Here is a 13,853-nt window from a genome sequence, read left to right on the forward strand (position 1 = left end):
TTTTTGGTATTTCATTGAGGGCAATTCGAATTGGTGAAGTTACTTTTATTCACCCATCGCCAGTTAAAGGGATAACCGGCCCTGTACTCAGTCTGATTAGCAACTTTTCGCACACCGTAAATGTGTACCGACTGGGGCAGCCCGCCAGACACAAACTCTGCCTGACAAACCGGTTTCTGTTTGTCCAGAACAGGTCCTGAACACGCTGAAAGCACCAGGCAGACAATAACTGGAATGATTGTATTTTTCATTTCGACACCAGAACTAATTATTTAAACAAAAAATAACCAATAGCATTCAATAATAAAAATAGTTTCAATAGATCAATATTCTAAAATTGATCGTTTAAATCGATCAGTTTAATCATATGCGGCTGTGTTTATCGCCGTTATCACAATTCCGCTATTCGTTGATCCGACAGAGGAACCACTTGCAGTGGTTGAACTTTGCCCCCTAATTCTTGTACCACCAGTGTCGTCATGGCAACCCGTCCCCACATCAACAGACTGAAATATTGGCTGTCCACCTGGTGCAGAACCCGCATGGAGGATGACAGAGCCCAGCCCCATCGGATTTACGGCCCATTTGCCTGCCATGTATGTATCAATGTTAAGCCCACCACTTACAGCACCTGGTGAACCAATAGTTGTAAGGTCGCTTAATACCCGGGACTCATTCGTAAGTACCAGTGTCCCTTCGGCATCCCATATAGCCACCCCCCGGGCAGGAAGCGTAAGCGGATATATGGCAAAAAAATAGGCCTCAAGGACAAAAGCCGATCCCCTGTAATTAGACGCATCAACACTGAACGTATTGCCACTTTTTGAAGCTGATATCTTCGCCGGGGCGCTGGTTCTTGCAAATGCAATCCCTCCCTTCTGACCGTCGATAGTCACGGACGCCGAAGCACTGTTAAAATTCCCCCCAAAAGTTGAGTTTACAGTGACTTTCCGGTAAAGCGTCATTGGTGTGGAATCAGGCGTGATAAAAGGGTTCCCGTTAGGTAATGAAATCAATGCGCCATATTTAGCCATCTACGCAGTCTCCGCAAAAACGATTAACTGCACTTTGACTGCCGGGTAATCATTAATCCCATCACTACCTGAAGGCTGTATTGTTATGGTGTTTCCAGATGCAATAATATTTCTTTTATCTGTGTAACTTATTGTCCCTTTATCCTCCAGAGTACCAACCGCAAAACCGACCTTTAAACCGGGCTCGAGGTTGAACTGGTAGCTTCCCGTTTTCTGACCTAAAGCAAGATCGATGATGCCCACCACGGTTACAGGTTTAATGCCATAGTTATTCGGGACGCCGTTAGCGTCCCATGAGGCAAATCCAAAATCAGACATTGGGAGCCACCCCTGTTAGTTTACCAATCTGCACAAACAAACGACCTTCCGGCCCCGTAAAGGAAAGATTGTTGTCGGCTTTAGAAAGACACCACCCCCCCTGATTTGCAACTTTGTAACCTTCTGACCAGATAGAACCTGAGATTTTCGCATTGTTGATTGCGGCGTTAGCAATTTTGGCGCTTGTTATACTTCCATTCTGAATAAACGCATCGCTGATAAACACCTGACCATTAACAACAGCAAAGGGTGAATATTGCGTATCACCGCTACCACTCATCAGGACGAACTGGTTGGCGTTAAACCCGACGCGGGTGACTACCGGCTTACCCGCTTCCGCCAGCACCGCAATCGACATTCCGGCGTTATACATCACACCGTTAATCCGGACCCCAGTTTTGAGGGTGTAAATCGCAGAGGCTCCGGTAGCATCAACCACGGCGGTAAGCTTATCCTCCAGCGCAGCAGTTACATCATTGAACTGCGCCTGCACCTGCGTCGACATTTCAGCCATGGCCTTATCGACCTGTGCAATGGTCGTTTTAACCACCAGAATATCCGCGCGTACTTCGCCGTACTGCGCCCACTGATGTTCCACGGTTCCATGGTTGGCCAGCGCATTCTGCAACGCAGCTTCCAGATTAGTATCAATGTCACTTGTCAGGCGATCACCGTCGGCAGACGTCAGAAAATCATCGGCAATATCGCCCAGGTAGTCGTCAGCATTCGCGTTGGATTGGCCACGAATCCAGTTGGTCCAGTCACTCTGATTACCAATGCGATCGACCAGACGAGCCCGGTACCAGAACTCCTGACCAGCCTTCAAACCCAGTTGGGTATATGTGTGTTGAGGATACGGAACTCCTGCAAGCAGCAGAGGATTATCCCCATTTCCGTTTGCTGAATACTGCAGTTCGGTCTGGAGGGTATCACCTGTATCTGCCGGAAAGGACCAGTCAACCTGTATACCCCAGTTGATTGCTGTGGTGCGCAGACCAACCGGCTTGGGAACATCCCCAGTACGTCCAGTGAGATGAGTCAGCACAGAAGAGGTCCACAAACTGGACGCTCCACCAGAGTTAATGGCGCGGACTCTCACGAGGTAATCACCGGAGAAAATTCCGGAGACCTCTATATTGCGCAGGCCTGTTTCGGGAATGTTGATCCACTCATTATCACCACGTTTCCACTGTGCCTGATACGCTACGATATCTGCCTGGGTTTTCCCGTTTTTATCTACTGGCGTATCCCAACTCGCAACCATAGTGGCGATACGCTGTCCCTGGCGGACCGAATCGTAGCTGCTAATTGCGATGTTCGACGGTTGCCCTACCAGGCCTGTCGGTATCAGACTGATCGGTGGCGTATCCAGTCGGGCATTGTTATCAACGGCATCGTATTTTGCGCTGTTGTACTCTGCACCGGTGATACTGTAGGTGTTATCTTCATCGTTAAATGTCAGATTGGTTACGCGGAAATACTGGAGACGCAACTGGCCCGCATCGATAACAAAAATGGCATTAGGTTGTGGCTCAGCGGTAAAGGCAGTTGCCAGTATCAGTTGCTGGCCGTTAACCGCCTGAATGGTTCTGCTCTCAACGGTACCGCCCTGGGTACGAATCATCAGCGTATCACCCGTCACCGCACTCGTGCCGCGATCGGTAGTTACTGACTTCAACCCTGCATCGTAATCAGTAATACGTCCACCATAGACACGCCCAGACAGCCGCTCATCTGCAAACGCAAATACAGTCCCCGGCACATAAGCGAAGCCATCAAGTCCCGTCTGGACAGTGATAATACGGTCCAGAGAATTGGAGTACACAGCCCAACCACCCCGGCGCTGAGCTTCGCTTTCACGTGTGCAGCCAATCGCGGTTAGCTGAGTCTGCTTAAACTTGAACTGCTTAACCAGATCGGGAAACATCACTGCAGTAGTGCGATCCTGATAGTGGTTATCCGGGTCACTAAAGTTAATCAGCGCTGAGCTATAGCGGTTCTTTTCACTGCCGCTGGAATAGGTTGGTTTCCCGACCACAGAGGCACGGGTGAGGATCTGAAGTTTTGACGTATCTGCTGGCATATCAGAGACAACATTGAACATGTTGTTGCCCCAGAACGTCATGCCGTTAAAACCTGCCGCAATATCCTTAATCACCTGCCAGGCATCAGCCTGAGCCTGGATATAAACGTCAAACATAAAGCGAGGCTCGGTACCGCTACCACCCTTACCATCCGGCACCTTCTGGTCGCAGCGCTGGGCAATGCGGTACAGCTCCCATTTATCGAGCATCGCTGGCGTAACCCTGCGACCCAGTCCGAAGCGCGGCTCAGTAAGAATGTCGAACCAAATCCATGCAGGATTATTCGTCCATCCCCATTTGAATGTACCGTCCCATGTTCCGCCATAAGTACGTGTAATCGGATCGTAGTTCTGAGGGATGCGGATTACCCGACCTTTCGGCTTGCAGGATATCTTCGGGATATTGCTGAATGACTTAGCATTGAATGACACATACAGTAGTGCGGTATGCGGATAACGGAGACGCGCGTCAATCACCTCGGTGATCGCCTGTACCTGCGTTTTGTTCTGGAGCATTTGGCTGGTACTGTCAGCAGTATCCCGGACAACCCGAATCTGCCAGCCGGTTCTGGCTTTGGGAAGAGTAATACGGTGGGTTAGTTCGTAGAGCGAACTGAGCTTTTCTGTGACGGTTTTAGTCATGACTGTCGAGTAAGCCCCACCGTCCACAGCAAGGTCGATATGGTACTGAACCGTTGTGCCGACAATATCCCCATCGTTTTCCTGCTGCTGTAATCCAGGGATACCAATACGTACCAGCACCGCGTCAATCTGGGTGTTACTGATCGCACGAGTCCATGGGGTAACTTTCGTCAGCGACACGCCAATACTGGTTTCATTTTCAACTGCCGGGAAGCCGGGGATTGGTGTCTGAACCTGAGTGCCGGGACGGAAGTCCCAGGTAACGTTCTCAAAGTTCATTGAACCGTCTGCATTGCCCAGCGGGGTTCCGTCAAGGAAGATGCGCGTAGCATCCAGCCCACCAGCAAACTCACCTTCACCCAGAGCCAGCAACATACGACAACGCGCCATAGATTGGGCTGAATCAGGCTGTTCTACGGGCGTGTGCTGCTTCTGGCTGCCACCCTTTGCACCAGTAATCGTTGCCATATTGCGTCCATAAAAAAAGCACCCTATTGGGTGCTTGATATATTCGTCTTACCCGTTAATTCCGGGTCCATTTAATCGGTGCCAGTTTTTGTGGCATTGTGGGCATAACCAACGCACGCTGAGCGGTTTTGCGTAGTCGTCGTGATGCCCGTGAACACCGCCAACTGAATAGCAAGACTCGCAAGCTATCGGGCGCAAAATTCGCCCCATATCCACTTCCGTACGCAGTAACCTGCGCGCCTTCACCTTGATCTGGTTAGAAAGATAGCTCTTTTTATTAATGCGCCGCCGAACGCCTCGCCCTATATCACTTTCTTGGTAAGCTCTTTTTACTGCCTTATTGCTCTCCAATCTTGAAAGTTCTCGCGCACGCGCGAGTCGCGCCTCTCGCAATTCAGGGTTAGCCCTTCGGTCACGGTCATAAATAGCTTTTTTGGATCTTACATCGCTACGCGAGTTATATTCACGCATGTAATCCTTGCCATCCCCGTTGTGATAATGACGCCGTTGAGCTTCTCGCTGTCGCTCCTTCACGTCAGGGCGGGAGTGGTATTCCTCATTCCATTTCTTCCGTGCATCGCCTTTCAAAAAGCGCTGGCGCCTTGCCAAGCCTTTTTCACTATGATCCTTTCTGTACTGGTTTGCCTTTCCCTTTTCAGTCGTTGCAAATTTTTGCTGGGCTTTTTTGACAACGGCCTGACCAGCCTCAGTTTGCTGGTACCGCTTTATTCCCTCATTTCTGCATAACTTACAGCTGCCTTCGACGCCATATTTTCCAGAGGATTTCTTATAAAATTCGGATATTGGTTTTTCTACACTACATTTAGTGCATATTTTGGACTGCATAAAACCTCACAGTAGGCTTTCACAGATGATGGGGCGCGGCAGCGGGGTCTGTGTTCCCCGTTTTCGACTGGCCGGTCTAGCCGCGCAACTCAATGGTATCAAATATCCTCACTGATCACACCGGCTGATATGATGGCGCCGCCGATTTCTCTTTCTCCGTAAAGAATGGCGACCGGGTTGCCCATTGCCAGGGTGTTTACTGAACCGCCGAACGCATAAGAGGGCTTGTTGTCAGGGTCATCGCGACCCTGTAGTCCTTTGGGTTGGGGTGACAGCATCTGGTAGATACCTCCGGCCATCATCCCGATACCAGCGGATATCATGGCACCACCTACAGGGGAAGCCCAACCATACGAAAGACCAGTAACCACGATACCAGCTACCACCATCACGGCTCCGAGAATGGTTTGAAATATGCCGGCCTTCTTTGCACCTTCCATAACCGGTGCAATGCGAATATCGCTATTCCCAGCAAGGTTCTGGTAGTCCTCAATCCCGATGTTTCTTTTTCCACGAAACACAGCGAACGTCATTCCGTTTTTCTTCGCGTTCATCAGATAACTTTCCAATCCGTCCAGGTTGATACATAACGCCTTCACGGCTTCAGCTGTCGTCTGCACCGCCAGCTTATGCACGCGCCCAAATCTCGCACCCAGCGCACCGTACAGGCGAATTGTCGTTAGCCGCGCCATGGCTGAATCTCCTGCGGTAGCTCTTTGTGACGGACGCAGATCATCGTCCTGTCTTTGAAATAACCTCGTGCATACGGCGTGATGCAGGATGGTTGCCCGTACAGATGGTGAAGCAGCTCACCTTCCTCGGTAATGATCCCCGCGTGGTTCCACTTGCTGGATTCAACCTGCATGATGACCATACAGCCTGGCGACGGGTCGCATTCGACAAACCCTTCCCGCTCCCAGTTGTCGAAATACAGGTTGTCCGGGTACTGGCTTTCCCACCATGGGTAATCGACGCGGAAATCGTTAAGCTTCACGCCTTGAGTGGCATGCCAATCCATTACCAGTCCCCAGCAGTCATTTGAGCCCAGGATAAACGGACGCCCGATAAGGGGTACCGCCTCCGGCATTATCTCAGCGTATTCGTCGCTATCCGGCGCGTAAATACCCCAGACCACGCCGGAGTTGTTGCATTGCTGGCGGTCCAGATCGGACGGAATGGGCCTTGCTCCATCGCCAGGATGGGAATGGATGACGCGCACTATCGTCCCGATATCTTCGGCGTTCGCCCAATGCTCGCCATCGATGCGGAAATGCTCTGTTGGATTTTCGTGCGTATTCGGCACAGGAATGTAGCGCTGGCGACGGCCTGACTGAATAACGAAGCCACAGCACTCACGCGGGGATTCCTCCAGTGCATGCGCCCGGATAGCTGCCATTATGGTTTTATTCATTGGTACGTCCGTAAAAAAACCCGCCGAAGCGGGTTTGGTTATCTAGATGGTTATGGAGAGGTCGGGCCTAACCTTTTTCCTGAGAATGTATTTGCTAATGCCAGTCCGTAACGCGGCCTCTTTAAGTTGCATTTTTTCGCCATTCAAAATTACGTAAGGGATTCGGTTTCGTACAGGTTTCGCTAACGCATCTTCGGCATTCATACCGGCGTTTAGTCTGTTGTAAAAAGTTGACTCTTTCATGCCATTTGTTTGCCATGCTGCGCTCATAGTTACCGACTCTCCGCTCACGACAACTTTATGATTATTGCGCTTGTTGCGACCTTGCTCTGTAGCATTTGCCCATCGACAATTGTCTGGAGAATAGCCTTTATTGTTATCTATGCGTTCAATTGAGAACCCTTTAGGCTTCTCACCCATGTCATGAGCAAAATTCACGGGGTTGCTCCATTCATCGCAGACTGTTATACCCCGCCCGCCATAGTGGGGAAAGTCCTTGCAAGCAGGATTTCGACAGCGATCAAGCATAGATGTCCAAGACGAATATCCTGAATAAGCTGTGATTGGCTTGCCATTATGCAGTTTTGTTATTTTTTTCTTATGATAACAGCCGCAAGAAACAACAGCGCCACTACGGAGTGACCCCATGGAAATGCTCTTAACAACACCACATTCACAAGAGCACAAAAAGTATCTGAGGCCTTTTGTTTTTATATGGCTAGGGGCTTTGGTTTCTTTAATAATTGTAAGATAGCCGTACTTTTCACCCGGAAAAATAGTAATGCGTGACATATAAACCTCGTAGCAGGTTGCGTAGATGATGGTGCGCGGCAGGAGTGTCTACGTTCACTCTCTTCGACTGGCCAGTCTAGCCGCGCTGACAGATTATAATTACCTGCTCAGTAAAGTGGTAGCAGGAAATCCACCGTAGTCGAGGATGGCCGCGTTCGGCTCCGCTAGGCCAGCGCCGAACCGTTTACGGCAATCACTGAGGCAGCCCCCACACGCATCCAGCGCCGGATCAGCCACCGCGTTACCCTTAGCATCGAAATACGCAGTGCCGTTATAGGTGCATCCATCGCCGCTACGATACTGACCGCGCAGCGCCCATTCACAAAGCGATGTGATCTGTCGGGTGGGGATCACAAGGCTCTGCAAATCGGCCGGGCTGCTGAGTGCCCAGGTAACCACCTCATCATCTTCGGAGGTTTTGGTGTCAAGCCAGAAGGTCTGAAGTGTGAACATTGACGAATCAGCTGTCGGGTTTACGCCACCAGGGTAATTTACGGCATCGAGATAGACCGCATAGGTATCGATAATGCTCACTTTTGCGTTAACCATGTCCTTAAATTGCAGGCACAGCGCAGTGATATGACCGTCGAGGTTGGAAACGCTAAGAGACGGCTCTGCCGCCTGGTCTGTTGATAGCTCCAGGCCTGAAACCTGAAACGGCCAAAAATCGTAGATATTGCCACCGAAGACAATTGGCTTGGGTCCAAGCTTTTCTTCATCTCCATTGGCAGCATCAATTTCTTCCGGCGTATGGGGGAAAGGTGCGTAGTGGAATCGGTGGATTCCGCCACTGAACTCTGAGGCGTCAACTTCAACCAGGCGTACCCTGCCACCCGGCGCCAGCATAGCCGCCTGATCGACTAATGCCATTATGCGTACACTCCGTAAGCCCGTTTGATGGTGAACGTCAACTCAGCATATTTGCTGCTGATCTGATTTTTCCGTACGGAATCGGCGACTACCCGATAAAGCCCCTTCGCTTCGCCGGGCGGCGTGATGATAAAAGCTTTAACGGTATGAGCCAGGAGGAAATCACGAATACTGTTCACCTCCGTCTCGGTGCCGGTATGCTTCATTGGCACCTGAATAGCAGTAGAGTTAATGCCATTATCAGCAACCTGCTCATAGCCATCACCGAACTGCGCCGCGCGCACCGTTTGACTATATTCAATCGCCCCAGCACCGAGCTGCGAGCGCCAGCTGTATGTTTCAACTGCCATATTTACTCCATAAAAAAAGCCCCGCGTATGCGAGGCTCTGTGTCGGTTCAAAGTATGGGCGATACTTTGTAATAAACTGAGAACGGTTTAACTTCCATTCATTTCGACAAGCCGGTAATCAGTTTTCCCATCCTTGTCTTCAATGCATTCAGCTCTGAATTTCTGCTCAAGACCAAATTTGTTTTTAGCGCTAAATTCCTGCGTCGCGTAGAACTTACCGTCATTGCCGAGCCATCTGTTAGAGCCAAACGCCGACATATCCAGGGTGCTTTTATTGATCACTGACTTTCTAACGTAAGCTTCACAGGCATTACGAAGTTCATCTAATTTTTTATCTGCAAGTTCCTTGGCTTCTTTTTGCTTTTTTTCTTGCTCGGTTGGTTTATTAACCACCGCTGCAACAAAAATCACAACAAGAAGAAGCAGCAACAGCCCAATGGTTCTTAGGATCTTCTTGATTATTTTATTTAACACAATCACCCCCTGATCATTATGGTTTTCAACATATTAACCAGGGGGTGACGTAAACACTACCTGCCTTTGCTGAAGTTGTAGATCATGCCACCCGGTTTAAGCTGTTTCTGAACTACCTGCAGTGCGGCATTCTGCATTTCCTCGGCAAGCGCGCGCCCCATGGCATCACCAGAACTGGAAGTTTGCGTTGTAACCGAACCACCAGCATCTACGTTAACAGTGGTATTGATAATCGGGGCCATCCCGCCGCCACCCTGGGCACGTACACCCAATCGCCCGGCGGAATCCCGAGTAAGTGGCATGATGGCTTCAGCTCCGGCCTCTGCGAATACACCGCCCTTCGCAAACTTGGACGCCCCCTGGAAAGTAAAATACTGGGGAGAGTCGTATACCCCATTAACGTACTTACTGAGCCCTGGGGAGTCATAAACCCCGCCTTTAGCGTTAAAAGTTAGGCCAGCGGCAGCGTTCGCGTAAGATCCCCCTGGTGTGCTCCCGCCTTTGCTGCCACCGCTTATCCAGCCCATCGCTGCCTGTACTGTATAGGCCACTATAAGTTGGTTGGTTATCTCGAGGATCATCTTGAGCATAGATTTGCCGAACTCTTTAACTGACGCGGTGCCAGTTGTCATAAGCTCAGTCAGCATGTTGCTCAAGCCGGTCAGCGTGGAGCTGGCGACGTTCTTCACGGCATCATAGGTATTCGTGGCGGCGTCAAGATATTCATTCCAGCCAGCAACAGCCCCTGCCTTCCAGTCGCCCCGTAATTTGTCCTCTTCGGCATAATATTTCCTGAGAGCTGCCAGTTCTTTTTCATACCCGGCATCCTCAAGCTTACCGCCACCGTTGAGCCAGCCCTGGCGAAGCTGCGCCTCTTCCATCATGCGCTGCGTTTGCCGACTGCTGAGGCCTGCACTATCACGCAATGCATCGGTTTTTTCCGACATCTGCGTGACGTATTTATTCGCCTGCTGCGCCAGGCCGTTAATCTTCTGCTGCGCCTCTACTTCCTTGTTCTTCTGATCAACCACCTTGGCGGCGTTCAGAATCGCCTCACGGCTCGACAGTAAAGATTTTTCCTGAGCAGTCAGCGCGCGGGTTTTGGCTGCCTCATCCAATTCAGCAAACCGAGATTGCTGCTTACTGAACTCAGTGTTTATGACGTGAATATCCCCGGTCAGACGCAGGGTTTCGAGCGTTTCCGTTAGGGTTCTGGCCTGGGCGCGGTAGTTCTCCAGGGTTCGGTCGCCAGCCTCAAGAGTGGCTTTAGCCTCCTTTGTCTTTTTGGCAGAATCTTCAGCTAACTTGGATACCGCGTTCTTCGACTCACGACTGGTGCTGCCGTCGCCAGATACTCCAGCCCCTCTTGCCTCAGCCTCGTAGTTTGCCTGTGCGTTAGGCGCAGTGACGCGCTTCCAAAGCTCGTTATAGCGTTTTTTGTTCGCCTCAATCTCTTTGTCAGCTTCAGCCCCAGCCTTTTTCATTGCCTCGACATCCATGCCGAGGAAATTTGCCAGCGCACCACCACCAGGAATTTTTTCAGCCCATCCGGCAACTGTTCCGGTGAATTTAGCGTCAAGCGAGGTGAGATTCAGAAACAAATCATTGATGGATGCCTTCAGCAATTTGAAGATATCAATGATTTGATTGCCCCAGGCCCGAACTGTAATCCCGATTTGGCCGAAAATGTCGGAAGAGGAGGCTTTTAGTCCGTTCCAGGCTTGCCCGATATTATCGGTGGCCTCTACAATTTTATTACTGCGATCCTCCATGGTGTCGGCAAAAAGCGTTATAGCTTCGTTTGCCGCTGCTGTTTTCCCCTTCGTTTTCTCCAGGGTAATGAGGTGCTTCATCATGGCTTCATCAACAAAGCCATATTGCTGGTTCAAGCTCGCCAGGGCTTTAATAGGATCGTTTGCCAGTCGTGAATAATCCGCCAGCGCAGCCTTCGTATCCAGCCCTGCATCACCCATAGCCAGAATGGATTTGGCAATTTTGGTCATCTGGTCGGCGGTATACTTCCCGGTGTCGTTTAGTTGGACCAGGGTATCAACAGACTCAGCCAAAGAAGCACCAGCGTTATCAGCAACATCCTTTGCCGCGTCGTTCAGTTGCTGCATGGAGGAAAAGCCAGCCCCGCCCATCAAAATGAGCGATCTGGCAACATTGTCGAACTGCTGGGATGAACTGTAGGCAGCCCCAGCCAGAAGAGCCAGCAAACCCACCGAGCCAGCAATCGCAAGGTTAAAGGTATTTAACAGGCCACCCGCCCGCCCCAGCTTCTCCGCTGCCTCACTGGTGTTGTTAAGTCCTTCAGCAGCGTCACTTATGCCTGCTGCCGACTCGGATGTTTCTCTGCTCTCTTCGTTAAACCCAAACAATGCGTCCCGCAAAGCCTGGAGCATTGGGCCTAATCCACCAAAAGAATCCTTAATTTGCCCGCCTTGCTGGAGCAAGATCAGGAAAGGGGATTGGCCTCCAGCCAACTGTGTAGCGATATCGGTGAACTGCGCCGGCAGAGTGCGCAGCGCGGCGCTGTACTGGCCAACGGAAATTCCAGCACGCCGGGCAGCAGCTTCCTGCCGGGATAGCGCCTCTGGTAGTACGTCAGCGACACCAGAGAGGCGCTCACGCGTCTGGTTAAGGATTGTGTTGAAGTGCTCGAACTGAGCACCGTTAATGCGCCCAGCTTCGAAATGTGCCACCAGCTGTGCGTGCTGTTCATCCAACGAATTGAACGCGCGGATAGTCGGGTCGATGGATCCAAGAAGGTTCTTTAACGCTGCGGACTGCTTTTCTGCCGCCTGGGTAGCGGCTAATTCAGCCTGAGCGCGCGCCGCGGCTTCTCCGGTGTCGGTCAGCTTGAGGCGGGTATCGTCCAGGATTTTTTGATAATGAGTAAACTCCTCAGTATCGAGTAACCCCTTGCTATGAATTGTCCGCAGTTTTTGCTGCTGATCATCAAGCTTACCTAAGGCTGCGAGAGTTGGATCTATGCTTTCAAGCAGCCCCTTGAAGGATTTTTGTTGCTCCCATAAAGCCGCTGCGCTCTGCTTGCCGGCATCGGCCCCAGCGCGAAACACGCTATTCAGATCATCTGCTTTATCTACAGCACCGGCCGCCGCCTGGCCGAGTTTATCCAGTTCGTTGCTGGCTGTTTTCAGGTCAGAAACATCGGCCCGCAAAGTAATCGAGGCGATCTGGTCTGTCATTATTTCGTCTCCTTGTGCATTACCTTGAGAGCCTCGCTTTCCATAATTTGAAGGTCAGCCATGCAGGCCGCCGCATCCTCAACCCCGTGTAACTCGAACATCCAGGGGAGAACGTTGTAATCAAGGCCGGTCGCCCCGCTTGCGCCGACTCGCCACTGGGTCGCCAGGGAAGAGAAGATGGTGAAAGACTTCCACACAGAGGGCAGGATCCCCACCTCTTCCTCCACGTCCTCAGGCGTCAAACCAAAAGCGCTCAGCTCCGCGAGAGTCGGCCCCGGCGTATACAACGCTGCGGCGACCTGCCTCAGTTTTTTTCGCGGATACCCATCAGCTCTTTGGTGTATGCCAGACCGATGCTGTCAAAAGCACGCGGATAGTTTTGCAGGAGAACAATAACGTTTTCGCGGTTGAACTCGTCCGGCAGAGCCCATCCTTCGACAATTTCCATGAGGTAGTCGGCCTGCGGCTCGATAGCAGCCTTTTTACCTTCAGCGGACTTTTGCAGCTTTTCATCCATAGAGCGCAGCTCTTCCAGTGTCTTATGGCGGAAGGTAAAGGTCAGCTTGCCGTCTTCAGCACCAGCGCGCGGGATGCTGGCGGTAACGGAGAAGGTCGGGTTCGGGATCAGGGAGAATTTGGTCATTTCGGTTCCTTAGAAAAACGAAACCCGCCGTAGCGGGTATTAGTTAATGCCGGGCAGATACATCTGGACTTCGTCGGCGACGCGATCCCGGGCTGCATGTAATAGCTGCTTGCGACCACCAACACCCCACTTGGCCATTTGGCTGGCACACTGGCTAATTGCCTTGGTTTCAGTGTTGATGATGTGGTCGATTTTGTTCAGGCGGGACATGGCACTGATACCAAGACGCACCACTGTTCTAAATACTTCGTACACTTCAATCTCAAACTCTGGCTTTATCCAGGCGGCATAGCGGATTGCCAGAAGTTCAATGCCCCATGCACCACTTTGATCACCGCCTTTTATAACCTTAAGTGGTTGATTTTGTTCCGAAGCACTTTTTAGTGCTTTGGATTTTAGCGCTTTAACGAAGCGTTTGATCTGCGCGCTACGCAGGAAGACGCTGGGCCTTTGTGACTCAGTAGCCTCTCCGTTAGCTACCGCTGCCGCATGAAGATCGTTAAGACTGTACCGGCCTTCGTCATCAACGCGGACGGAGACCCCATTCACTGAGACGGTTGGGTGATTCATGGTGTGTACCTTTTAAAAAGCGAACCTGTTCACACAGAAAAGCCGCCCCAAGAGGCCCACCGGCACTAACGGCAGTTCTCAGGAACGCTTTCTGAAAGGTTCTTGGTTAGAGAGCGCGTGTGAAGGCGCAGTTTGAAAAG

Annotated in this window: 15 protein-coding genes; all 15 read right to left on the bottom strand. The window is 51.2% G+C overall.

Features of this window, described 5'->3' with window-relative positions:
• Positions 1-11: 11 nt before the first annotated feature.
• The 15 genes from cor to HV314_RS15060 all read right to left on the bottom strand — a co-directional run bounded on the left by cor (position 12) and on the right by HV314_RS15060 (position 13,713).
• Positions 12-251 (bottom strand): phage exclusion lipoprotein Cor, encoded by a 240-nt coding sequence (gene cor, locus HV314_RS27630; protein ID WP_442778810.1) that lies wholly within the window; start codon positions 249-251, stop codon positions 12-14.
• Positions 252-359: 108 nt separating this feature from the next.
• Positions 360-1,034, bottom strand: a complete 675-nt coding sequence (locus HV314_RS14995; RefSeq protein WP_181546010.1) for a hypothetical protein — start codon at positions 1,032-1,034, stop codon at positions 360-362.
• Positions 1,035-1,352, bottom strand: a complete 318-nt coding sequence (locus HV314_RS15000) for a hypothetical protein (protein WP_048220767.1) — start codon at positions 1,350-1,352, stop codon at positions 1,035-1,037. It abuts the gene before it with no gap.
• Positions 1,345-4,545, bottom strand: a complete 3,201-nt coding sequence (locus HV314_RS15005; RefSeq protein WP_326928830.1) for a host specificity protein J — start codon at positions 4,543-4,545, stop codon at positions 1,345-1,347. Before HV314_RS15005 ends, HV314_RS15000 begins: the two co-directional genes overlap by 8 nt.
• Positions 4,546-4,593: 48 nt before the next feature.
• Positions 4,594-5,391 carry a hypothetical protein gene (locus tag HV314_RS15010; RefSeq protein WP_032943626.1) on the bottom strand — a complete coding sequence of 266 codons (798 nt, stop codon included), beginning with the start codon at positions 5,389-5,391 and terminating at the stop codon, positions 4,594-4,596.
• Between the two features lie 98 nt (positions 5,392-5,489).
• Complete coding sequence (locus HV314_RS15015; protein ID WP_032943627.1) at positions 5,490-6,083, bottom strand: tail assembly protein; 594 nt, start codon at positions 6,081-6,083, stop codon at positions 5,490-5,492.
• On the bottom strand, positions 6,071-6,802 hold the full coding sequence (locus HV314_RS15020) for a C40 family peptidase (protein WP_181546012.1): 732 nt from the start codon (positions 6,800-6,802) through the stop codon (positions 6,071-6,073). The genes HV314_RS15015 and HV314_RS15020 overlap by 13 nt, the downstream gene beginning before the upstream one ends.
• Positions 6,803-6,844: 42 nt before the next feature.
• Entirely contained in the window at positions 6,845-7,594 is a 750-nt protein-coding gene (locus tag HV314_RS15025; RefSeq protein ID WP_125391974.1) for a hypothetical protein, read from the bottom strand.
• A 99-nt stretch (positions 7,595-7,693) separates the two neighbouring features.
• The gene (locus HV314_RS15030) at positions 7,694-8,464 is read right to left on the bottom strand and encodes a phage minor tail protein L (RefSeq protein WP_181546014.1); all 771 of its coding nucleotides are present in this window, start codon (positions 8,462-8,464) and stop codon (positions 7,694-7,696) included.
• A complete protein-coding gene (locus HV314_RS15035) occupies positions 8,464-8,814 on the bottom strand; it encodes a phage tail protein (protein ID WP_058659081.1) in 351 nt (116 codons plus the stop codon). The genes HV314_RS15030 and HV314_RS15035 overlap by 1 nt, the downstream gene beginning before the upstream one ends.
• Positions 8,815-8,901: 87 nt before the next feature.
• Positions 8,902-9,288 carry a hypothetical protein gene (locus HV314_RS15040; protein WP_128317018.1) on the bottom strand — a complete coding sequence of 129 codons (387 nt, stop codon included), beginning with the start codon at positions 9,286-9,288 and terminating at the stop codon, positions 8,902-8,904.
• A 56-nt stretch (positions 9,289-9,344) separates the two neighbouring features.
• A complete protein-coding gene (locus HV314_RS15045; protein WP_181546016.1) occupies positions 9,345-12,500 on the bottom strand; it encodes a phage tail tape measure protein in 3,156 nt (1,051 codons plus the stop codon).
• Positions 12,500-12,742, bottom strand: a complete 243-nt coding sequence (locus tag HV314_RS15050; protein ID WP_250192541.1) for a DUF1799 domain-containing protein — start codon at positions 12,740-12,742, stop codon at positions 12,500-12,502. Before HV314_RS15050 ends, HV314_RS15045 begins: the two co-directional genes overlap by 1 nt.
• Before the next feature lie 62 nt (positions 12,743-12,804).
• The gene (locus HV314_RS15055; protein WP_134393364.1) at positions 12,805-13,143 is read right to left on the bottom strand and encodes a phage tail assembly chaperone; all 339 of its coding nucleotides are present in this window, start codon (positions 13,141-13,143) and stop codon (positions 12,805-12,807) included.
• Between the two features lie 39 nt (positions 13,144-13,182).
• Positions 13,183-13,713, bottom strand: coding sequence for a KilA-N domain-containing protein (locus tag HV314_RS15060; RefSeq protein WP_054623475.1), 531 nt, complete (start codon positions 13,711-13,713; stop codon positions 13,183-13,185).
• Positions 13,714-13,853 lie beyond the last annotated feature (140 nt).

Source organism: Citrobacter sp. RHBSTW-00887 (genome assembly GCF_013728095.1).
In the GTDB taxonomy this organism is placed as follows: Bacteria; Pseudomonadota; Gammaproteobacteria; order Enterobacterales; family Enterobacteriaceae; genus Citrobacter; species Citrobacter braakii.

Excerpts from the sequence above, each read along its gene's own strand:
- HV314_RS15000 (WP_048220767.1), bottom strand. The coding sequence starts at position 1,352 with ATGTCTGATTTTGGATTTGCCTCATGGGACGCTAACGGCGTCCCGAAT.
- HV314_RS14995 (WP_181546010.1), bottom strand. The coding sequence starts at position 1,034 with ATGGCTAAATATGGCGCATTGATTTCATTACCTAACGGGAACCCTTTT.
- HV314_RS15015 (WP_032943627.1), bottom strand. The coding sequence starts at position 6,083 with ATGGCGCGGCTAACGACAATTCGCCTGTACGGTGCGCTGGGTGCGAGA.
- HV314_RS15035 (WP_058659081.1), bottom strand. The coding sequence starts at position 8,814 with ATGGCAGTTGAAACATACAGCTGGCGCTCGCAGCTCGGTGCTGGGGCG.
- HV314_RS15055 (WP_134393364.1), bottom strand. The coding sequence starts at position 13,143 with ATGACCAAATTCTCCCTGATCCCGAACCCGACCTTCTCCGTTACCGCC.
- HV314_RS15025 (WP_125391974.1), bottom strand. The coding sequence starts at position 7,594 with ATGTCACGCATTACTATTTTTCCGGGTGAAAAGTACGGCTATCTTACA.
- cor (WP_442778810.1), bottom strand. The coding sequence starts at position 251 with ATGAAAAATACAATCATTCCAGTTATTGTCTGCCTGGTGCTTTCAGCG.
- HV314_RS15030 (WP_181546014.1), bottom strand. The coding sequence starts at position 8,464 with ATGGCATTAGTCGATCAGGCGGCTATGCTGGCGCCGGGTGGCAGGGTA.
- HV314_RS15020 (WP_181546012.1), bottom strand. The coding sequence starts at position 6,802 with ATGAATAAAACCATAATGGCAGCTATCCGGGCGCATGCACTGGAGGAA.
- HV314_RS15045 (WP_181546016.1), bottom strand. The coding sequence starts at position 12,500 with ATGACAGACCAGATCGCCTCGATTACTTTGCGGGCCGATGTTTCTGAC.
- HV314_RS15060 (WP_054623475.1), bottom strand. The coding sequence starts at position 13,713 with ATGAATCACCCAACCGTCTCAGTGAATGGGGTCTCCGTCCGCGTTGAT.
- HV314_RS15005 (WP_326928830.1), bottom strand. The coding sequence starts at position 4,545 with ATGGCAACGATTACTGGTGCAAAGGGTGGCAGCCAGAAGCAGCACACG.
- HV314_RS15010 (WP_032943626.1), bottom strand. The coding sequence starts at position 5,391 with ATGCAGTCCAAAATATGCACTAAATGTAGTGTAGAAAAACCAATATCC.